The sequence below is a fragment of the Paenibacillus sp. V4I7 genome, assembly GCF_030817275.1.
Taxonomy (GTDB): domain Bacteria; phylum Bacillota; class Bacilli; order Paenibacillales; family NBRC-103111; genus Paenibacillus_E.
The window spans coordinates 724,610-746,314 of record NZ_JAUSZD010000002.1; the positions used below are offsets into that span (position 1 = coordinate 724,610).

General features: G+C 45.3%; 19 protein-coding genes. 15 read left to right on the top strand and 4 right to left on the bottom strand.

Annotated features, from left to right (window positions below):
* Positions 1–127: 127 nt before the first annotated feature.
* The gene (gene uxaC, locus QFZ80_RS04435) at positions 128–1,528 is read left to right on the top strand and encodes a glucuronate isomerase (protein ID WP_307557459.1); all 1,401 of its coding nucleotides are present in this window, start codon (positions 128–130) and stop codon (positions 1,526–1,528) included.
* A 96-nt stretch (positions 1,529–1,624) separates the two neighbouring features.
* On the opposite strand, the gene QFZ80_RS04440 is transcribed toward uxaC, so the two are convergent.
* The gene (locus QFZ80_RS04440; protein ID WP_307557461.1) at positions 1,625–2,446 is read right to left on the bottom strand and encodes a helix-turn-helix transcriptional regulator; all 822 of its coding nucleotides are present in this window, start codon (positions 2,444–2,446) and stop codon (positions 1,625–1,627) included.
* Positions 2,447–2,615: 169 nt separating this feature from the next.
* Between QFZ80_RS04440 and QFZ80_RS04445 the strand changes: the two genes are divergently transcribed.
* The 4 genes from QFZ80_RS04445 (at position 2,616) to QFZ80_RS04460 (ending at position 7,080) form a co-directional block, all read left to right on the top strand.
* Positions 2,616–3,899, top strand: a complete 1,284-nt coding sequence (locus tag QFZ80_RS04445; RefSeq protein WP_307548497.1) for a Gfo/Idh/MocA family protein — start codon at positions 2,616–2,618, stop codon at positions 3,897–3,899.
* A 24-nt stretch (positions 3,900–3,923) separates the two neighbouring features.
* Positions 3,924–4,949 carry a dienelactone hydrolase family protein gene (locus QFZ80_RS04450; RefSeq protein ID WP_307557463.1) on the top strand — a complete coding sequence of 342 codons (1,026 nt, stop codon included), beginning with the start codon at positions 3,924–3,926 and terminating at the stop codon, positions 4,947–4,949.
* A gap of 123 nt (positions 4,950–5,072) precedes the next feature.
* The gene (locus tag QFZ80_RS04455; RefSeq protein WP_307548494.1) at positions 5,073–5,690 is read left to right on the top strand and encodes an SLOG family protein; all 618 of its coding nucleotides are present in this window, start codon (positions 5,073–5,075) and stop codon (positions 5,688–5,690) included.
* A 184-nt stretch (positions 5,691–5,874) separates the two neighbouring features.
* Positions 5,875–7,080, top strand: a complete 1,206-nt coding sequence (locus tag QFZ80_RS04460) for an MFS transporter (RefSeq protein WP_307557465.1) — start codon at positions 5,875–5,877, stop codon at positions 7,078–7,080.
* A gap of 7 nt (positions 7,081–7,087) precedes the next feature.
* Here QFZ80_RS04460 and QFZ80_RS04465 read toward each other — a convergent pair whose 3' ends face one another.
* Genes QFZ80_RS04465 through QFZ80_RS04475 form a run of 3 tightly spaced genes read right to left on the bottom strand, consistent with a single transcriptional unit; the run spans position 7,088 to position 10,486 of the window.
* Positions 7,088–8,167: a mannose-1-phosphate guanylyltransferase gene (locus QFZ80_RS04465; protein ID WP_307548492.1), complete on the bottom strand. Its 1,080-nt coding sequence runs from the start codon at positions 8,165–8,167 to the stop codon at positions 7,088–7,090.
* A complete protein-coding gene (locus QFZ80_RS04470) occupies positions 8,160–9,266 on the bottom strand; it encodes a glycosyltransferase (RefSeq protein WP_307548490.1) in 1,107 nt (368 codons plus the stop codon). Before QFZ80_RS04470 ends, QFZ80_RS04465 begins: the two co-directional genes overlap by 8 nt.
* A complete protein-coding gene (locus QFZ80_RS04475) occupies positions 9,266–10,486 on the bottom strand; it encodes a glycosyltransferase family 4 protein (RefSeq protein WP_307548488.1) in 1,221 nt (406 codons plus the stop codon). Before QFZ80_RS04475 ends, QFZ80_RS04470 begins: the two co-directional genes overlap by 1 nt.
* A 207-nt stretch (positions 10,487–10,693) precedes the next feature.
* Between QFZ80_RS04475 and QFZ80_RS04480 the strand changes: the two genes are divergently transcribed.
* From QFZ80_RS04480 to QFZ80_RS04525, 10 genes are all read left to right on the top strand, one after another.
* On the top strand, positions 10,694–10,987 hold the full coding sequence (locus QFZ80_RS04480; protein WP_307548487.1) for a helix-turn-helix domain-containing protein: 294 nt from the start codon (positions 10,694–10,696) through the stop codon (positions 10,985–10,987).
* Positions 10,959–11,900 (top strand): DUF1861 family protein, encoded by a 942-nt coding sequence (locus tag QFZ80_RS04485; RefSeq protein ID WP_307557467.1) that lies wholly within the window; start codon positions 10,959–10,961, stop codon positions 11,898–11,900. Before QFZ80_RS04480 ends, QFZ80_RS04485 begins: the two co-directional genes overlap by 29 nt.
* A 98-nt stretch (positions 11,901–11,998) precedes the next feature.
* A complete protein-coding gene (locus QFZ80_RS04490; RefSeq protein WP_307548483.1) occupies positions 11,999–12,568 on the top strand; it encodes a 50S ribosomal protein L25 in 570 nt (189 codons plus the stop codon).
* Between the two features lie 387 nt (positions 12,569–12,955).
* Entirely contained in the window at positions 12,956–15,025 is a 2,070-nt protein-coding gene (locus QFZ80_RS04495; RefSeq protein WP_307557470.1) for a bifunctional aldolase/short-chain dehydrogenase, read from the top strand.
* A 32-nt stretch (positions 15,026–15,057) separates the two neighbouring features.
* Positions 15,058–16,278: an L-rhamnose isomerase gene (gene rhaI / locus QFZ80_RS04500; RefSeq protein WP_307548478.1), complete on the top strand. Its 1,221-nt coding sequence runs from the start codon at positions 15,058–15,060 to the stop codon at positions 16,276–16,278.
* Positions 16,275–17,774 carry a rhamnulokinase gene (rhaB, locus tag QFZ80_RS04505; RefSeq protein ID WP_373460011.1) on the top strand — a complete coding sequence of 500 codons (1,500 nt, stop codon included), beginning with the start codon at positions 16,275–16,277 and terminating at the stop codon, positions 17,772–17,774. The genes rhaI and rhaB overlap by 4 nt, the downstream gene beginning before the upstream one ends.
* A gap of 9 nt (positions 17,775–17,783) precedes the next feature.
* Entirely contained in the window at positions 17,784–18,551 is a 768-nt protein-coding gene (locus QFZ80_RS04510) for a DeoR/GlpR family DNA-binding transcription regulator (protein WP_307548476.1), read from the top strand.
* Positions 18,552–18,663: 112 nt separating this feature from the next.
* On the top strand, positions 18,664–19,407 hold the full coding sequence (locus tag QFZ80_RS04515; RefSeq protein ID WP_307557472.1) for a (Fe-S)-binding protein: 744 nt from the start codon (positions 18,664–18,666) through the stop codon (positions 19,405–19,407).
* On the top strand, positions 19,394–20,911 hold the full coding sequence (locus QFZ80_RS04520) for a LutB/LldF family L-lactate oxidation iron-sulfur protein (RefSeq protein ID WP_307548472.1): 1,518 nt from the start codon (positions 19,394–19,396) through the stop codon (positions 20,909–20,911). Before QFZ80_RS04515 ends, QFZ80_RS04520 begins: the two co-directional genes overlap by 14 nt.
* A complete protein-coding gene (locus tag QFZ80_RS04525) occupies positions 20,904–21,647 on the top strand; it encodes a LutC/YkgG family protein (RefSeq protein WP_307557475.1) in 744 nt (247 codons plus the stop codon). The genes QFZ80_RS04520 and QFZ80_RS04525 overlap by 8 nt, the downstream gene beginning before the upstream one ends.
* Positions 21,648–21,705 lie beyond the last annotated feature (58 nt).

Consider the following 21,705-nt stretch of genomic DNA (forward strand, 5'->3'; position numbering starts at 1 on the left):
TGCCGGAGATGAGGTCAATATATGCATATTTTACAAAATGAAAGCAAAAAATCACAAGATTTTCGGGTCACCTTTCGCTAGAATAGAGGGCAGATCATTCAGCTTGAGAAGGGTGGAATTTAGCTTTATGAAAACATTTTTAGATGAGAATTTTATGCTTACCAACGATACCGCAGTTCATCTATTCCACGAATTTGCCAAAGATCTGCCGATTATTGATTATCACTGCCACCTAAGTCCTAAGGAAATTTATGAAAATAAACAATTCAATAACATAACGGAAGCTTGGCTGTATGGCGACCATTATAAGTGGAGAATGATGCGTGCCAACGGTGTGGAGGAAGCAAAAGTCACCGGTGAAGCTAGTGATTACGATCGCTTCTTAGCATGGGCTGGAACGGTTCCTATGGCTATTGGCAACCCGCTGTACCACTGGTCTCATATGGAGCTTCGAACATATTTCGGGGTTCATGACATTATTAACGAGCAGAACGCGCCTGCCATCTGGGAAAAAGTGAACGCAAAGCTCGCAGAAGGCGGTTCCCGCGCTAGAGATCTCATTACGAATTCGAAAGTAACGGTCATTTGCACAACAGACGATCCGGTGGATTCACTGGAATATCACATCAAAATTAAAGAGATCAAAGATTTTAATACGCAAGTCCTGCCTTCATACCGGCCTGACAAAGCGCTTGAAATCAATCGCGCCACTTTCCTGCCATGGATCGCCCAATTGGAGCAATCCGCTGGCATTATGATCAGCTCCTACGATGACCTGCTGGCAGGATTAGAGAGCAGAGCGCAGTTTTTTGATTCAGTTGGTTGTAAAGTGTCTGATCATGCTTTGGATTATGTGCCGTACGCTGCAGCAACCAAAGAAGAAGTGGATCAGATTTTTAAAACGGCTCTAGCTGGCAACGCGGTTAGTTTGGAAGAAGAAAAAAAATATAAAGCGCACACCTTGCTGTTCTTAGGGGGCGTGTACAAGAAGCTGGATTGGGCGATGCAGTATCATATTAATGCTTCCCGTAATAATAACGGACGAGCTTTCGCGAAGCTGGGCCCGGACACCGGATTCGACTCTGTTAATGATAGCCCGGTAGCGAGCGCTTTAACAGGTTTGTTATCCTCTCTTGCTGTTGCTGATTCGCTGCCTAGGACGATTCTGTACTCCTTAAATGCACGTGATAATGAAATTCTCGCTTCCCTCATGGGCAGCTTCCAAGGCGATGGTATTCCCGGCAAAATTCAATTAGGATCCGCTTGGTGGTTCAATGATACCAAAGATGGTATGGTTTCGCAGATGAAATCGCTAGCGAATTTTGGACTGCTTGGCCGATTCGTAGGGATGTTGACAGATTCCAGAAGCTTCTTGTCCTACACAAGACATGACTACTTCCGCAGAATCCTCTGTAACATGTTAGGCGAATGGGTCGAAGCGGGAGAATTCCCTTACGATGAACAGCTGTTGAAACAGCTGGTTCAAGGGATTTCGTATAATAATGCTAAGCAATATTTCGGCTTCTAAAATAGAAAACTTTCGTGTGGGGTTGTTGCCTGCGCGAAGGTTTTTTTCTTTATGAAGCAGCCTAGCGTTAGTTGCTGAGGGTAGTGGGTGTAAGGGTCATATATTATGGCGCATCAATTTGCGGCATTCAAGCGGCGTCTGTGTAGTCACTTGTTTGAACACACGGCCGAAGTGAGCGACGCTATCGAAGCCGGATTGCTCGGCAATGTGGATGACTTTTAACTTCGTTTCTCGCAGCAGCCGCTGAGCCTCTCGGATTCGAACATTGTTCAAGTATTCGATGAACGAAAAGCCGGTCGTTTCTTTGAAAGAACGGCAAAAGTAGCTTGGGCTAATATAAAAGCTTTCGGAGATCGAAGCTAACGTCAAACGGTTTCTATATTGTTCGTTGATATAAGCGACGATTTCGAATATTTTGGGATTGTGTGTTTGCGGGAGTTCCTGAGCAGAGCTTAACTTATCTGTGAGACGCGAGCAGAAGATGAGTAGTTGCGTGAGCAGGGCTTTGCTGTTCAGCTGCCAGCCGCTTAGGGTCTGCTGCTGCTCGCGCAATAAGCTGAATAGAAGGTTCTCAACAAAAGTGCGATTCGTACCTGTTAGGGAAAAGATATGCTGTTTCTGTTGAAAAGGAACGAGTAAATGTGTAGATGCATCCTCATCAATAGAACGTATCCAACTATCATCAAAGCTAAGCAGAATGCGCTCGTGATGAAGGGTATCCGTGTTTCGTGTTTTATGAAGCTCGTTTTTATCGATAAAGACGAGGTCGCCTTCTTGAATCAGGTAGGAACGGTCCTGTACGAAATAGTAGCGTTTCCCGCTGAGTAAATAATAAATTTCATAGTGATCATGAAAATGATTCACTGTCATAGAGTAGGGGCGATCTCTGCGCAGTCTTTCAATTTCGTAGAGTACCATAAGTGGACACCTCTTCGTTCGTTCTTTTATAACTATTATATAGCAAGATATGCAAGGAATAAAAGTCAATAAGCAAGATTTGATTAGAAACACAACAAATATTGTATTAATCTTGAGGTAGGACATTTGAAACTAAAGACATATTCATACTCGAGAGGGGTTCACTTTTATGAAAAAACGTTATGCACTAGTCGGTACCGGAGGAAGAGCGGAATTTTTCTATGGCGCCATTGTAAAGGATTTTCAAGAAACGTCAGAGCTAGTTGCGATTTGCGATATAAATCAAACGAGAATGAATTTTACAAATGGCTTACTCGTCAATAAATATGAATATAACGCTGTTCCCACGTATAAAGCGGATCAGTTCGAGGAAATGATTCGTAAAGAAAAGCCTGATTATGTCATTGTTACCTCCGTTGATCGTACGCATCATACGTATATTATCAAGGCGATGGAGCTTGGTTGCGATGTTATTTCGGAAAAACCGATGACTGTGGATGAAGAGAAATGTCAAGAAATTCTCGATACGATTAAACGTACAGGGCGGCAGCTTCGTGTGACATTCAATTACCGTTACGCTCCGCATAATACGAAAATTCGTGAGTTAATCATGGATGGGACGATTGGAGATGTTCATTCCGTACATTTTGAGTGGTTGCTGAATACTGAGCATGGCGCGGATTATTTCCGTAGATGGCATAGAGATAAGCGCAATGGCGGGGGCTTGCTTGTACACAAATCAACGCATCATTTTGATCTTGTGAACTTCTGGTTAGGGACGCGTCCGGAGACGGTTTTTGCGATGGGCGGCTTGATGTTTTATGGCAGGGAAAATGCCGAAAAGCGCGGTGTGACCAAATTTTATCAACGTGCGACAGGGAATGAAAACGCGATAGGTGATCCTTTTGCGCTTCATTTAGATAAAAATAAAAACCTCAAGGGTCTATATTTAGATGCGGAACACGAAGATGGCTACCAACGCGATCAGAGCGTTTTCGGCGATGGAATTAGTATTGAAGATACAATGGGCGTTATGGTCCGATATAAAAACAAAGCCATTCTCACCTACTCGCTTAATGCTTATATGCCTTGGGAAGGCTTTAATGTGCAAATCAATGGCAGCAAGGGTCGTATCGAGATGAGAGTTGTCGAGAAATCGTACGTCAATTCCGGTGGTCGGAAAGACGAAGAAGGTGCTTTGAAAGAAAAGACGATCAGGGTATTTCCGATGTTCGAGGCTCCTTACAGAGTGCAAATAGAAGAAGGTGTTGGCGGACATGGCGGCGGTGACCCTGTTCTCCTAAAGGATATTTTTGATAAACCATCAGAGGATCGCTTCGAGCGAGCGGCTTCTCACGTGGATGGGGCGATGTCGATTTTGACCGGTATTGCCGGGAATATTTCTCTGCGTACGGGGCAACCGGTTGCAGTGGATAAATTGGTTACTTTTTAAAAGGTAGACGGAGGTGGGAATTACTTGTGGAATCCAGATTCAATCATGGAAAATCTCTATCTCTCCTATGAGAATAAACGTCTGCAGCAGAAACGGGCCGAGAACGCCGAACAGACCAAGATTAGATTGAAGCGGCGCCTGGTCAAGTCTCTAGATATAGCTTTGGAAGAACAAGATGAGCTTCGTCCTGTTCTCCTAGAGCGCACCGAGCTTGAAGATCATATTCGTGAGCGTATCGAGTTCGGTACGGTCTGGGGGTTTCGAGTTCCCGCCTATGTGCTGTTACCAAAAAGGATGACCAAACGAACAGCAGCGGTGCTGGCTTTGCACGGACATGGCTACGGTAGTCGGCAGATTGTTGGACTCCATCCGGATGGGACTGAAAACACAGGTAAGCCGGATCTTCACGGCAATTATGCCTTGGAATTGGTGAAGCGCGGATTCATAGTGGTCGTACCTGAGATCATCGGATTCGGAGATCGAAGACTCGCTGCGGATCAGAATGATGGGCAAGTCGGAAATTCTTCCTGTCAAACACTTGCGTCACATCTGCTTTTATATGGCATATCGTTGGCAGGATTGCGTGTGCAAGAGGCGCGGCGGGCGCTCGATTATGTGTTGTCACGCGAGGATGTGGATCCAGCAAGTGTGGGATGCTTCGGTTTCTCGGGTGGCGGACTTGTCGCCGCATATACAGCAGCGATAGATGAACGAATCAAAGCCACGGTACTGTGCGCCTTTGTGAATACATTCAAAGGAAGCATTATGCAGATCCGCCACTGCATCGACAATTACTTGCCAGGTGTTTTGGAATATTCGGAGCTCCCCGAATTACTCGGGTTACTTGTTCCTCGTCCGCTGTTCATTGAATCTGGCCAGCAGGATCCTATTTTTCCGATAAAAACAGTGGAAGTGGCGATTCAGTATTTGCGTCAAGTGTACGCTGAAGCGGGTGCGGGTGAAAAGTTAGGGGTTCATCTCTTTGAAGGTGTTCATGAAGTGAATGGGAGTCAGGCCTACCCTTGGCTGGTTGAGGCTTTGGGATCTTAATGATATAGAAAAAGAAGAGCTGCGGCTCTTCCTTTTGCTGTATTTGTACATTAAAGCTTTCTTTATATCGAGGCGTAACTATGCTAACCTGATAGGTAGAGTCAACAAGGTGGTGTACCTCTTTTGAAACGAGTCTTAATAACGGGTTATAAAGCATCTGAGCTGGGCATTTTTTCTTTAAAGCACCCAGGCATTCCGATTATCAAAAAAGCGATCAAAAAGAGACTCATCGCACTTATGGATGAAGGATTAGAATGGGTCGTTGTGAGTGGACAATGGGGGGTCGAATTGTGGGCGGCTGAGGCTGTGCTTGAACTCCGAGGAGGAGCCTACCCAGAGCTGAAATTAGCTGTCGTTACCCCTTTTCTTGAGCAAGAAGAAAAATGGAGCGATGATAAGAAAAATAGCTATAACAGTGTCATGGAACGCGCGAATTACGTGAACAGCGTGACAAAAACCAAATATGAAGGACCTTGGCAGTTCAAGGAACGAGATAAGTTTCTGCTCCGTAATTCGGACGGCATCATTCTTGTTTATGATGAAGATACAGAGGGCTCTCCAAAATTCATGAAACAACAGGCAGTACAGATAGCGACGAATCATGCTTACCCGATTATCACAATTAATGCCTATGATTTGCAAAATATCGCCGAAGATGAACAGGGTGACCAGTCGGGAGATCTGGCTGGAGACTTCGATTTCGCCGACGCCGGCAACCCTACGGATTTTGAAGAAATATAAACAATAAATAGCCGTTCAAAAGGTTATAGACCTTGTGAGACGGCTATTGATATTTGACTCAGGGCATCACATGTTGTAATTTCTAATCTTCAAACAATATGATAAAATATACATAATGTAGCATGGTTATCGGGAGAACTTTGTATGTGGTCGTTCAGTCATCAAGCATCAGGGGGTAAAACACTTGGCATTTTCCTGGAAACGTAATCTCATCACTTTATGGATTGGTGTATTTTTCTGCGGAATGGCGTATACGATCTCTGTTCCTTTCTTACCTATCTTTCTGCACACGGAGCTTGGCATTGATAAAGGGCTGGAAGCATGGTCGGGTATTACGTTTGGCATCACCTTTTTGGCTAGCGCGCTAATCGCGCCTTTTTGGGGCTCTTTGGCGGATAAGTATGGCCGCAAACCGATGCTGATTCGCTCAGGCTTCAGCCTAAGCGTTCTTTATTTTGCGACCTTTTTCGTCCATGATCCTTACGTATTTCTGGTCGTTCGGATTCTTCAGGGGTTGCTTGCCGGTTTTGTACCTGCTTCCATTGCCTTAATAGCCACGAACACGCCTGAAAAAGAAGTTGGTTATGCGCTGGGGGTTATGTCAACGGCAGGAGCCGCCGGAAGTGTCATCGGTCCGCTGGTAGGCGGATTCGTCAGCCACTGGGTGGGAAACCGAGAATCGTTCCTAGTCTCGGGGTGTGTCGTCTTAATTGCAGCCTTCATCGGGCTGTTTGGGGCTAAGGAAACGAACTTTAACCGCTCGGCTGCGAGATCGAGTGTTATGGATGATTTGAAGTCAGCTGCTCATAACCGCCCATTCATGATGATTCTAGGTGTCACCATGTTGGTGGCAACTTCGGTCATGATTGTCGAGCCGCTGCTTACCATCTATGTGCTGCAAATGGGCGGCAGCCAAAGCTCAGCTTCGCTGAGTTCAGGCATTATTTTCTCAGCGGTGGGAGTCGCAACCGTCATTGCAGCACCGAGATGGGGGAAACTCGGACAGAAAATCACCTACTCCAAAACATTGTTCATCGGCCTAATTGGCGGAGGAATAGGGAATCTACTTCAGTTGGGCACTCACCATTTGCTGGCCTTTGGTATTCTGAGGTTTAGCTATGGGTTATTTTTTGCTGCCGTCTACCCGGCATTAAACGCACTTATTGTGAAATTTACGGATTCCAGCTTTAGAGGCCGAGCGTTTAGCTTAAATCAATCCGCTACACAGCTTGGAACCATGAGCGGTCCGATTATCGGTGGCTTTTTGGGCGGCTGGTTCGGTATTCCGCTTGTTTTTGCCATCAACGGTTTGGCGCTTATCTGTGTGGCCTTCTTCTTCAAATATCGCGGTCCCAAAGTGGTGGCCGTTCCATCATCTTCACCAGAGTAAGGGCAGGCTAAATATACTCAGTCATTCCTTTTTCCTTCAGCAGGTCAACGATATCTTTAACAGATTGTGCTTTGTCTTTGGGACATATCAAAAGTGCATCCCCAGTATCCGCTATAATGAAGCCGTCTACGCCAATTGTCGTGATTAGTCTGCCATTTCCGTATATGATCGAATTTCGTGTATCTATGCCCATATGATTTGCTTTAATAATGTTTCCCGATGGATCCGGTGGGAAGATCGCGCCGAGCGCATCCCAGCTGCCGATATCATTCCAGCCAAATTGACCAGACAGAACAACGACTTCATCAGAGCGCTCAAGGATCCCGTAATCAATCGAAATGTTTTGAAGCGTCGGATAGATGTTATTAATGATTTCCTCTGCCTGATCCGTGCCCAGATAATCGCTGATTGGAAGCATTGTCTTATAGAGCCGAGGCAGGTAACGTTTGAAATTATCAATAATGACGGAAGTTTTCCAAATGAAAATGCCGCTATTCCATAAATAATTACCTGATGACAGATAGCCTTGCGCTTTCTGAAAGTTCGGTTTTTCTACAAATTCAGCTACTTCGTATACGGCAACAGGATTTGAAGAGATAGGTTCTTTATCAAAGGCGATATAACCGTACCCAGTCGATGGAAATGTCGGTTTAATTCCGATGGTAACGATTTTGTCCGTCTTCATCGCAACCGTACAGGCTTCGTCTAACGTAAGCCGAAATTGTTCTTCATCGGTTATATAATGATCGGAAGGCAAGACGACCATTAAGGAATCACCGTATGATTTTTCTATAGATAACGCCGCGAAAAGTATGCTTGCAGCCGTGTTTCTGGCAACGGGCTCGATCAAAATGTTGCTTTTCGAAACACTGCTATGCATGATGCTCTCCAGCAGAACCGCTTGAGAACGATTCGTAACAATAACGGTATTTTCTTGTGGGATAATGCCTTTGAATCGTTCGATTGTATCGTTTAGCATAATATCATTTCCGCTTATGTTTAGAAGCTGCTTCGGAATCTCTTGTCTAGACAGCGGCCAGAAGCGAGTTCCGCCCCCGCCAGCAAGGATGGTAGCAAATTTATTCATGATGCATCACCAAATGGGCAATGGAGAAGGAAATGATGCTCTCAGAGCCTTGATTAAGGTTCAGCCCTGTGGCATGGATGCCATCGTAACAAGCTCCAGTTTGAGGGTCAATGAGAGAGATTTTTAATGAATTATGGCCTAAATACCATTCATAGCATAAGGCTGCTATCTTCAGATAAGCTGGGTCATGGAGCACGATCGCGGCTTCTTTACAAGCAAGAAGCATTTCACAGGCCTCAATCGGCTGTTCGTCGTAGAGAGCGGCCTTTTCACCTCGCAACTGCCAGCCATGGCTGCCAATCGGCTTATAATAACCTTCTTTAGCAAAGGTTTTGGATACTAGAAAATCCAGGCTTTCCTTAGCAGTTTCCTTCAAACTAATGTTTTCCGAGATATGTGATGCTTTTAAAAGTGCCCATGGCAGCATGGAGTTTCCGTAGGTAAGGCTGTCTTCAAACCAATTCCAACCGTTACCCTTATTGTGAATATATTGATTGTGCAGTCGGACCGCTATTTTTTCGATCACATTGATGATGAATGCTCTTGGTAGAAAAGCCTTTTCTTCTGCGGTGCTTGGGGTGTGGAGATAGGGGAAGGAGTAAGTTAAAGCATCAGGGGTTTCTATTAAATAACTTAGACCGATTATCGCATAGGCTCCAGCACGAGGAGAACCTAGCTTCTCAATATGCGGTAATGCCTGATTGATTAAATAACGGCAGGTATTAAGTACATTATCAGGCAGAAAGGAGGAATGGGCGAGCGCGAATCCTAATGCCCATAGTGTGCGTCCTTGACAATCCTCAGAGCCGCTATCCTCCATGAATGAACGGTTATAATCCATGAAGTTTCTAAAATTTCCATCTGTATTCTGTGCGTGGTGAATGAAGGAAACATAAGTATGAATGAGGTCTAACGTGCTGGAGTCTTTTTGGCTGCTATACAATAAAACGGCTGCGATTAATGCTCGTGCGTTATCATCCGTCGTATAACCTTTCGACCGGTCAGGTACTCCAAACTTGGTATGTTGAAAAATGCCTGTATCATCCGTTATCCTGCGCATGTAATCGGACTTAAACTGCAGTATCGTTTGTACTTGCATTAAATCACTCCTAAGTGTTTTACTTTAGCAAAGCTGGCATCGTAAGGATTTACTTTAGTTGACCCTGAATCTAGTGTTTTTTCTTGGAAGATAGCGGCATAGGTTTTGGCAATTTCGTTCCACAGCATGGTTTTTCCGAGTTCGAGCGTACGATTTTCCATTTCCGTTATTCTAGTAGGATCATTCAGTAATTGAAGGATGCAAGCTTCCAAGGAGGCTGAATCGCGGAAGTTGGCCAGTAAGCCCCTGCCCTCTGCCAGCATTTCCTCGGCATAACGGTATGGTGTGGAGACAATAACCCTTCCATAACCAACTCCGTATGCCAATGTTCCGCTAACAGCTTGATCCTTTCCTAAATAAGGAGTCATATAAATATCTGACATGACCAGGGATTGAATGACTTCATCCTGCGTTAGTAGCTTGTCGACGAAGCGAACGTTACGCGTTAAATCAAATTCTTCCACAAGACACATCAGCTTTTGTCTGTATACCTCGCCTGTTTCTTGTTTAACGACCGGATGTGTTTTCCCCCAAATGATATAGAGAGAATCCGGGTGCTGTTTGACCACTCCGCGCATGGCCTCAATGCTGTATTCAATTCCTTTACCAGGGCTTAAAAAGCCAAAGGTGGATAAAATTTTCCGATCTGCAAAGCCATATTGCTCTTTGAGTTCTGATCTTGAACCGGTTTGGACATGGGGGACGCCATGGTGAATGAAAGCGATTTTGGCGGCATCAACGCCATAAATGGAGATTAAATCGGTTACTGTAGATTGCGCCATCGTGACAACTTTAACACTTAGCTCTGCAACTCGATTCATGATGTGACGCTGCTTGGCAGAAGGTTTCGTTAACACGGTATGAAAAATGACGACAAACGGTATAGTCAGCCTCTCGACGAATGGAATCAAGTATTCTCCACTTTCTCCGCCGTATATACCGAATTCATGCTGGATAACGAGAAGATCAACGTCTGACGAGTTAAGATAATCGGCTGTTTCTATATAATCTGATAGCTTATGTTGGTCAATTTCCCTCATCACTTGCTCATGATAGTCATAAGTTTCGTTGTTATTGATTGCAATGATACGAGGCTTGTTAAAGCCTTTGATGTGCTGTAGTTCATCTAATAAATCTTGAGTAAATGTAGCTATGCCGCATTCTCTCGGCAGGCTGGTGCCAAGAAAAACGATATTCCGATTGCTGCTTGTATACTTCATATAATGAGCCTCCATGTTGGTTTGCGATTTTTGGAACACAAAAAAAAGAATCTAAAGATAGGTCTTTAATTCTTTGGGGGGGAGGGGTATTTTATTTTCAGAAAATTCCAAATTATTTCCTGTTTTCACTATAACATGACCATTTTTTCTTGTCAATTTATTGACTCACCCTTGCATACCCTATATATTTATGGAGGAGGTGTATGTGTGTCAGTCATACGCAGTAAACTAAAAGAAGTCATGGAAAATCACGACCCCAAATTATCTATACGTAAGCTCGCTAAAGAGATTAACTATCACTTTGACTCCGTTCGGCGTATGTATAAGGATGAGATGGTACAGTATCCTAGGGATTTATTGCTGAAGCTTTGTCTGTATTTTAATGTCCAGCCTGGGCAGCTCATTGGCATCGAAATGGATGTGGAAAGTGATTGGACGATAGATGCATCGATGCATTATCAGGAGGACGTCAATGACAAGGAAATCGATAACAACAGATAGCTGTAAACAGCTTCTGGAAACCTTTTATGCAAACCCCAGATTAACAAAAGTGCAAAAACTAGTGTTCTCTGGGGTTGGAAATCGCGATGTATACAATATAACGGCCCCGTTTCAGTACGACGGGGAGGAATTCATCTTAGGAAGAGTTGAGGAACGGGATAGTGAGTTCTCTCAAGTCTTCTTTTTTACATGCAAAAATCAGGTTTGGAGTCCCCGAATACATACACACACTTATAACTTGCAAGATCCATGTATGACCATCATCAAAGGTGAATTAATAGTTGGCGGAGTTGAAGTCATCACGGCTGTCGATAATCCGAATAAGATTGTATCGTGGGTTACCCAATTTTATCGTGGGTTTCAAATAGATTCATTATGTCACTTCTCGTCTGGACCCGGTACGATGAAGGATATTCGTCTAATTGAGCTTAACGATGGTAGAGTAGGTGTCTTTACTAGACCGCAAGGAGCAAGAGGTGGAAGAGGGCAAATCGGATTTACAATCATCAACTCGCTGGAAGAGCTCAATGAGCAAACCTTCATAAATGCGGAAATTCTTAGAGAACAATTTGTCTCCGAAGAATGGGGCGGTGCGAACGAAGCGCATTTACTGGGGAATGGTCATATAGGCGTTCTGGGACATATAGCTTGCTTTGATACCGTAGGAAACAAGCACTATTATTCCATGGTCTTTTCGATAAACCCTGAGACCTGTGAAAAAACACCCATGAAAATTATTGCGGCAAGAAGTGATTTTCCAAGAGGCCCTGGCAAACGGCCTGATCTTGAAGATGTTATTTTTAGCGGTGGGCTTATACGGTTAGGCAATGGGCGAGCCGTACTTTCTGTTGGCGTTAGTGATGCTGAGGCTTATCAGATTGAGATCCCTGATCCATTTATGGAATATGAATAGAAACGAGTGGGTTTTCATCAAAGTTTGACTAGATTTTATGGTCATGTTATACTCATTTTGACAAGAATTTATGGTCAAAGAGAGCGGGAAACAAACAAATGAGTAAATTTATTCAATTGAACAAGCGCACTGGTGAAACAAAGTCCCACATGAATCAAGCAAGAAAACAGGGACGCATCCCGGCTGTGTTATATGGGATTGGTAAAGATACTTTATCATTAGAAGTAAATGAAAAAGAAATGCTGGATATTTTGAAAAAAAATCCTCGAGCTATTCTACAAGGCAATACAGCCGATGAAAAGGTAATTCCGGTCGTTGTTCAGAGCGTTCAAAAAGATGCCATGTCTGGCAATCTGCTGCATATCGACTTTCATCATGTAAACATGACTGAAATCATGGACAGCAAAGTGACTATTCAGTTTTCTGGAGAGGCAATTGGCATTAAATCTGGCGGGGTACTGCAAATCGAAATCTATGAAGTAGAAGTTCGTTGTATGCCTGGTGATTTGCCGACTTCAATGGAAGTGGATATTAGTGGTCTTGATGCTGGCGACAAGCTTCTCGTTTCCGACCTGATTTTCAAAGATGGCATTGAAGTGTTGACGGATCCGAATACGGTTATGATTCAAATTAAAACCGTGCATGAGGAAGTCGAAGCAACAGCCTAGAAGAAATCAATCAAACATTAAATATAGATAGAATGGTTACATCCCCTTACGGCAGGAAGTGTCTAAGTTCATAGATTTATGAACTCAGGCACTTCTGCTTGCAAGGGGATTTTTTGCTTTCCTTCATTTATGCCAGAGAGGCAGAATAGAGAATTTTATCCCTACAGTCTCGAAATGACAGACCTGTGGTTTTTTGCTTTTGTTCATATGTTAGTTTTAAAGTCCGTTATGCTTTGGTTTTTCTTTGAAACAAAAATAAAAATAAGTATTCAAAAATAAACAAAGATGTGATACGATGAATCCATCAAGAACAAACACATACTCATGGGATGTAAAGAGGAGAGACTTTGAGCTACGCTCAAAGATCCCTATATTAGGAGGGTATTTATGGTTGCGAATTTGTGGGAAGCGGAAAAAGCGAATGCAGTATCAAAAGGCGTAGAGGAACTGGTGTACCGTTCCAATTTATTAGGGACAGATCGTGCAGTTGCCAACTGGGGCGGCGGTAACACATCGTACAAAACAATCGAGAAGGATTTCCGCGGTCGTGATGTAGAAGTGATGTGGGTAAAGGGCAGCGGTTCAGACCTTGCTACAATGAAAGCAAAGAATTTCACAGGTCTTCGAATGGAAGACATTCGTCCGTTGTTCGAGAGAGATGAAATGTCCGACGAAGAAATGGTTGCTTACCTTGTGAATTGTATGATCGACAGCAAACATCCGCGTGCTTCTATTGAGACGCTTTTACATGCATTTTTGCCTTTCAAAAACGTTGACCATACGCATCCTGATGCGATTATCGGTCTCTGCTGTGCACATAACGGACGTGAGTTGGCGAAAGAAATTTACGGTGACCGTTTTGTATGGGTACCTTATGTTCGTCCTGGTTTTACACTATCCAAAATGATCGCGGAAGGCGTTAGAAACAATCCAAAGGCTGAGCTTGTATTGATGGAGAAGCATGGTCTGGTTACTTGGGGCGAAACGTCGGAAGAGAGCTACCTCAAGACTTTGGCTATCATTCAAGAAGCAGAAAGTTTCATTGAAGCTCGTGTGAACGAGAGCAGCCTTTATGGCGGAGCGAAGTACGAGTCCCTTTCCGAGTCCGAGCAAAAAGATATTTTGGCACAAGTCCTGCCTATCGTTCGCGGAGCAGTGAGCAATGAGAAGAAAATGATCCTGACTACTGACAGCGCGGATGATGTTCTGAAGTTCGTTAATAGTAAAGATGCAGCTGTGTTATCCCAAGTAGGTGCGGCTTGCCCGGATCACTTGGTTCATACGAAAATGAAGCCTCTTTATATTGATTGGAATCCCAATTCCCGTGATGTGACTTCCTTAATTGAAGCTTTGAACGCTGGAATCGCGGCTTATAAAGAAGAGTACAAAGCTTATTTTGACCGCAACAAAAATGAAGGCGACGTCATGAACGAAGCGGCACCTCGCGTTATCCTGATACCAGGTATCGGGATGATCAACACAGGTAAAAGCTGGTCCAATGCACAAGTAAGCGGAGCTCTCTATCACCGTGCGATTGCCGTAATGAGAGGCGCAACAGCTCTCGGAACGTTCGTTTCCTTAAGCGAAAATGAATCTTTTAATGTGGAGTACTGGCCTCTTGAACTTTATAAACTAACTTTGGCTCCGGCTGAAGCGGAATTCTCTCGTAAAATTGCTTTCATCACAGGCGGCGCAGGTGGAATCGGAAGCGTAACGGCTCGTCAATTTTTAAAAGAAGGCGCACATGTCGTTCTAGCTGACCTGAATCTGGAAGGCGCACAAAAATTAGCAGACGAACTGAACGGGCAGTATGGCGAAAACAGAGCCATTGCCGTTAAAATGGATGTAACGAAAGAAGAGGAAGTGGAAGCCGCTTACCGCGAATCGATTCTCAGCTATGGCGGTATCGATATTATCGTGAATAACGCAGGCCTTGCGACTTCTAGTCCTTTTGACGAAACATCACTTAAAGAGTGGAACCTGAACATGAACGTGCTCAGTACGGGTTACTTCCTCGTAGCTAGAGAAGCTTTTAAAATTATGAAAAAACAAAGCATCGGCGGCAGCATGGTATTCGTCGGCTCCAAAAACTCGGTATTCGCAGGCAAAAATGCCTCTGCCTACTCGACAGCCAAAGCGGCTGAAATTCACTTAGCACGCTGTATCGCTGCTGAGGGCGGAGAGTTCGGCATTCGCGTGAACTCGGTATTGCCAGATGCGATTCTTCAAGGCTCCGCGATTTGGAATTCCGGCTGGCGCAATGAACGGGCTGCAGCTTACGGTATTGAACCGGATCAACTGGAAGAGCACTACCGCAAAAGAACAACGCTGCTCGTTAACATTTTCCCGAAAGATGTTGCGGAAGCTATCGTATACTTCGCTTCTTCCAAAGCAGACAAAACGACAGGTTGTATGATCACAGTTGACGGTGGCGTTCCGGCTGCCTTCACTCGCTAATTACTTCCATAACCAAAAGGAGATATAATCCGATGAGCGATAAAGCATACGCCTTGTTCGAAGAGCTACAAACAAATAGAGGCATTGATCTAGCAGCTGTTAAAGCTAAGCTAAAAGCCCTCAAAGTAGAAACCCCTTCATGGGGCTACGGGGATTCTGGAACTCGCTTCAAAGTCTATAAGCAAAACGGTGTTCCGCGCAATCCCTTCGAGAAATTCGAAGACGCTGCGCAGGTCCATAAACTGACGGGTGTTTGCCCGTCGGTTGCTATCCATATTCCTTGGGACAAAGTGGACGATTACGCAAAGCTGAGACAGCACGCAAGTGATCTCGGTGTTTCAATCGGAGCTGTAAACCCTAACCTTTTTCAAGAGGATGATTACATCTTTGGCAGTGTGACGAATTCTAACGAAGCTATTCGCCGCAAAGCGACGGATCACTTGCTAGAGTGTGTAGACATTGCTAAGACAGTAGGTTCTGATGTGTTGAGCCTTTGGTTCGCTGACGGTTCCAACTACCCTGGGCAAGTCGATATTCGAGCTCGTAAAACATGGATGTATGAAGCGCTTAAAGAAATGTACGGAGCCATGACGCCTACCATGCGTATGCTGATTGAATATAAGTTCTATGAGCCTGCGTTTTATCACACGGATCTTGCGGACTGGGGGATGGCATTCAATTTGGCGAACAAATTGGGGCCTCAAGCTGAAGTGCTTGTTGATACAGGGCATCACCCGCAAGGAACGAACATTGAGCATATCGTGACTTACTTGTTAGATGAAAATAAACTGGGCGGCTTCCACTTCAACTCCCGCAAATATGGGGATGATGATCTGATCGTGGGGTCAGTCAATCCGTATGAGTTGTTCCTGATTTTCTACCAAATCATTGATGCAGCGAACGATAAAAATCCACAAATCCGTCAGGCTGCTGACAATATTGCCTATATGATTGATCAAAGCCATAATATCGAGCGTAAAATTCCAGCGATGCTGCGTTCTGTACTTAACGTGCAAACACAGTATGCAAAAGCTTTGCTGATCAACCTCGATGAAGTTAGAGACGCTCAAGAACGCCAAGACGTTCTTGGCGCAGAAGATGCTGTTCGTAAAGCATTCGAATTCGATGTTACTCCGCTTCTGCAAGCCGTCCGTGAAGAGATCGGTGTACCTGTAGATCCGATGAAAGCTTACCTAGAAAGCGGCTACGACGAAAGCATTAATGCTCGTGGCAAAGGCGGTGCCAGCTGGTGAGTAAGCCCTCCTGCGTACTGGCCTTTGATTTGGGAGCAAGCAGCGGCAGAGCGATCGTCGGACGACTTGATTCCGAAGCGGGCATCGTTACGATCGAGGAAATTCACCGCTTCTCGAATGATCCGGTGAAGGTGGGAAACCACCTTCATTGGGACATTTTGAGATTGTTTCATGAATTGAAACAAGGTATTTTACAAATGAAGCATCTGGGTTATACGGACATCGAAAGCCTGGCGATAGATTCATGGGCGGTAGATTTCGGGCTGCTTGCAGCAAATGGTGAGCTTCTCGGTAATCCCTACCACTATCGGGACCATCAAACGGATCATGTCATGGATAAGGTTATTGACCTTGTTGGTCGTGAAAAGCTGTATGCCAAAACAGGTCTTCAGTTCCTTCAATTTAATTCGATTTTTCAACTATATGCGTTAAAAGAAAGAAATCCAGAGCTTCTGCAGCGGGCAGATACGTTCTTGATGATTCCTGATTTGCTCAGATACTTCTTAACCGGAGAAAAACATAGCGAGTACACTAATTCCACAACGACGCAACTTTTTAATGCGACAACGCAGACGTGGGACACGGAGCTCATAGATCAGCTTGGCCTTCCTGGTGAACTACTACTGAAACCGGTTTCGTCAGGGACTAGAGTCGGCGCGTTAACCAAAGAGATTTGTGATGAACTTGATGTTCCTTCGATTCCTGTCATTGCCGTAGGCGAACATGATACAGCATCTGCTGTAGTCGCGGTTCCTGCTTTAGAAGAAGATTTCGCTTTCTTAAGCTGCGGTACATGGTCACTTCTCGGAACGGAGACGTTGGCGCCGGTACTAAGTGAACAGGCATTAGCTTGGAATTTCACCAATGAAGGCGGCGTTTATGGTACGAACCGATTGCTTAAGAATATCATGGGCTTATGGTTAGTTCAGGAATGCAAGCGTACATGGGACAAGGAAGGCAAGAATATCAGCTTTGCTGAGTTAGTCAAGCTTGCCGAGCAGGTGAAGCCTTTCCAATGCTTCATCGATCCGGATGACGACATGTTCTTGAATCCTGAGCATATGCCGAAGCAAATTCAGCAATACTGCCGGGAAACGGAACAGGTTGTACCGCAAACGGAAGGTGAAATTGTTCGTTGCATGTTGGAAAGCCTGGCTTTGAAGTATCGGTTTATTCTAGAAAGAACAGAACAGCTATCGGGGAAGAAGTATCAAGGTCTTCACATCGTTGGTGGCGGCATCCAGAACGAGCTGCTTTGTCAATTCACGTCAAATGCTACACTGCGCGAGGTTTGGGCGGGTCCTGTTGAGGGTAGTGCCTTAGGTAACCTTGTAGTACAATGGATATCACTAGGGTATATTGCGAATTTGCGCGAAGCCAGAAAGCTGATTCGGAATTCGTTTCCGGTCAAAACGTACCTCCCTCAGGATGGAGCGGGTTGGCAGGCAGCGTATGCAGCATTTTGTCAGGTGGCGTCCCGATCGACGGTGAAATGAGGGAATACGATGCTGGTAGCGGAAAGATGGCAGAGAATCGTTCAGTTGGTGAATGAAAGAGGAAGTATTCGCGTAACGGAGCTCAGCGAGCTGTGCCAAGTAACGGAAGAAACGATACGACGTGATCTGGATCGGTTAGAAAGCGAAGGCAAGCTGATGCGCAGCCATGGCGGCGCTGTCAGTGTGAAGGAAGCGCAGTCGGAAGTTCCCTTCATGGAAAGGGAAACGGCGCATGCGGATTTCAAGAACAGCATCGCGAAGGAAGCGGTATCGCATATTCGAGAGCATGATCGGATCATTCTAGATGCAAGTACAACGGCTTGGTATATGGCCAAAATTATTCCCGATATGCCGCTGACGATCATCACGAATTCGATGAAGGTAGCCCTTGAGGTTAGTGGTAAGGAGAAAATCCAAGTCATTTCCACTGGAGGACTTCTTTCTCCTAAGTCGTTGTCCTATGTAGGGCCACTAGCGGAAAGGTCCTTGGATATGTACCATGTTCATAAGCTATTCTTATCTTGCAAAGGGGTTCATATCCAGCGTGGAATTAGCGAATCTAACGAGCTGCAAGCGCTTATTAAACGCAAAATGATCAGTATTGCTGATGAAACTTACCTACTTGCTGATCATAGTAAATTCGGCATGCAATCTTTGACGCAGGTCGCAGGATGGCCTGAAATCAAGCATGTCATTACAGATGGGCAAACCAATAAGGAAGACGTGGAACGGATTCGCGAACTTGGCGTGCATGTCCTTCAATTAGATAAAAGTTAAAATCATTGTTCCTTCCATCACCAGTATGTTCTCTCTCGTACTGAGGATGGTTTTTTGTATAACCAAATGCCTCTGAGGAGGGAACGATTAAGGAAGGGAGTTAGCTGCAATCATGAAAGTATCCTTGTTTATTACGTGCTTAAGCGACCTTGTGTATCCCAAGGTTGGCGAATCTATGGTTCACTTACTTGCAAAATACGGAGTCAAGCTGGACTTCCCTGCGACTCAAACATGCTGCGGTCAACCTGCCTTCAATAGTGGCTATTGGGATGAGGCGCGAGGTTCCGCGATGACACTGCTTCAAGCATTTGAAGACAGTGATTTTGTGATATCACCTTCGGGTTCATGCACAAGTATGATTCATCATTATTATCCGAAGCTGTTTGAAAATGATCCTATCAATCTAGCAAGAGCTAATCACTTAGTCGAAAAAACATATGAATTCACGCAGTTCCTCGTGCAAGTATTGGGTGTTACTGATTTGGGGGCCGTGTTCCCTCACAAAGTGACCTATCATCCGTCCTGCCACGGCAGTCGACTGTTAGGTGTTAAAGAGGAACCGATGCAGCTGATGCAAAATATCCGTGATTTGGAGCTTGTACCCCTTCCTCATGCGGAGGATTGCTGTGGATTTGGCGGGACTTTTGCGGTGAAAATGTGTGATATTTCAGGTGCTATGGTATCTGAGAAGTCGGATCACGTGCTGGAAACAGAAGCAGAAGTGTTAGTTGGACTCGATATGGGATGTTTAATGAATATAGCAGGTAATTTATCCTATCGTGGAAAACCCGTGAAGGTCATGCATCTAGCGGAATTATTGGCAGAGGGAGTGAAGCTGGCGCATGAGCGATCATAAACCTAGTGGGACCGTCAAGGAAAGATCCAAAGTCGCACTGAACAATGACTTTCTTCGCAATGCGGTTAAGTTCACGACCGAACGGCTTAAAAACGGTAAACTAGGCGCCTCCGAAGAGCTTGGGAACTGGGAAGAATGGCGTGAGCGAGGCAGGCAAATTAGGCTGCATACGATTGCACACTTGGACTATTATCTTGGCAAATTCGTTGAAAATGCGAGAGCGCAGGGCGTGCATGTTCACTTCGCAGCAGATAGCGCAGACGCTGTTCGTTTGACGATGCAAATCGCCGAGCACAAGAAGGCGAAAAGTGTAGTTAAGTCCAAGTCGATGGTTTCCGAAGAATTGCATATCAACCATGCGCTTGAGCAAATCGGTGTCGAGGCGATTGAAACGGACCTTGGCGAATATATTATTCAGCTGGCAGGCGAGACGCCTTCGCATATTATTATTCCGGCGATTCACAAAAATCGCTATCAGATCGCCGATCTGCTTTCTGAGGATGCTGGCGAGAAACTTGAGCCGGACACAGGGATATTGGCTGGCTATGTTCGAAGAAAACTGCGTGAGAAGTTTCTTGAAGCTGACATTGGGATGACGGGCTGTAATTTTGCTATTGCGGATACGGGATCTATCGTTCTTTTTGAAAATGAAGGCAATGCGCGGATGGTTAGTACCATCCCTAAGACACAAATCACATTCATGGGCATGGAGCGAATCATTCCTACATTGGACGATCTCGAAGTCATGGCGACCCTGCTGCCGCGATCGGCTACAGGACAGAAACTAACTGTGTACATGTCTGTGATTTCTGGACCGCAGCGACAACAGGATGGCGATGGACCCGAAGAAATGCACGTCATCATTTTGGATAATGGACGTTCCTTGCAGCTAGGAGATCCGCAATTCCAGGAATTGCTGAACTGTATTCGCTGTGGGGCATGCTTAAATGCTTGCCCAGTTTACCGCCATATCGGCGGTCACGCCTACGGCGGTGTATATAGTGGTCCGATCGGCGCTGTGCTTACGCCGGCACTTAATAAAAATGTCGACCAATGGGACGATATTGCAAGTGCTTCAAGCCTGTGCGGTGCCTGTTATGAGGCATGCCCAGTGAAGATACCGCTGCATGATATGCTCATTTATCTCCGTCAACGCAAAGTGGAACGCGGGGCGACGGATTTTGTTGAGAAGGTCGGCATGAAAGGCTTTAATTTCTTGATGTCCGACGCAAAGCGGGTTAAAGCGTTAATTAAACTCGGCCGTATTGGGCAGAAATTGTTAGTTCGAGATGGTCATATCAAAGCGAAGATAGGTCCGTTGAAAGGTTGGAATTCCTACCGTTATGCGCCAAGCATGGCGAAGAAGACATTCCGTGAATCGTGGAAAGACATCGAGCAGGGATTAGAAGGCACCTTCCCTGAACTTGATTCTGTGATGAAAGCCCGCATGGAGAAGCTTGTGGCAGATCGTAAAGACGGCGGAGGAGGACATCATCATGGCTAAATCAGATGCAGCATTTCTCCAGAAGCTTCAACAAGAAGCCCTTAAGGATCAGGAGGCCTTCTTTGCTAATATTTCGAATCGGCTAGGCAGAGCAAAGCCAATGCAAACAGCCCCCGCGCACCCTATGAAGGGGGCTCCTGAATTCTGGGGGCAGGTGGATCTCCCACTTGAAGAGCGTATTCATTTGTTCATGGCGAACTGGCAGAAGGCCGGAGGTCATACCCAGCGTTTGAAGGGGATGGAAGAGGCGCAAGCCTTCATTGCCGACTTTATCGGCAAGACACAAGCGAAGCACTTGATCATTCAGGATCAAGCTGAGCTAGAGCCCCTTCGTGCTGCGCTTGCTGACACGGAAACCGACATCACTGTGTGGAACGCAGAAGGTGCTGATCCTGCTGCCAAAGATGAGCTTGTCGCGAAGGCCGCTGGAGCGGACATCGGCATCGTGGCCGTCGAACACGCTGTCGCGTACACAGGTTCACTAGTGGTCACTTCCGCTGCGACCAGGGGAAGAAGTGTCAGCTTGCTGCCAACCACCTTCATTGCCATCATCCCGGTGGATCGAATAAAAACAAAGCTGGGCGAAGTATTGCGCCCATTCGATGACCTTGCTGCCGAAGACAGACCGGCAGGTATTCATTTCATCTCGGGTCCGAGCCGGTCAGCCGACATCGAGAATGATTTGACCATTGGTGTACATGGACCCGGCATCGTTTATGCACTTATCATTGAGTAACCAAAGACAAAGAGCTGTAAGGGAATATTTTCTCTTGCGGCTCTTTTTATATTTATCA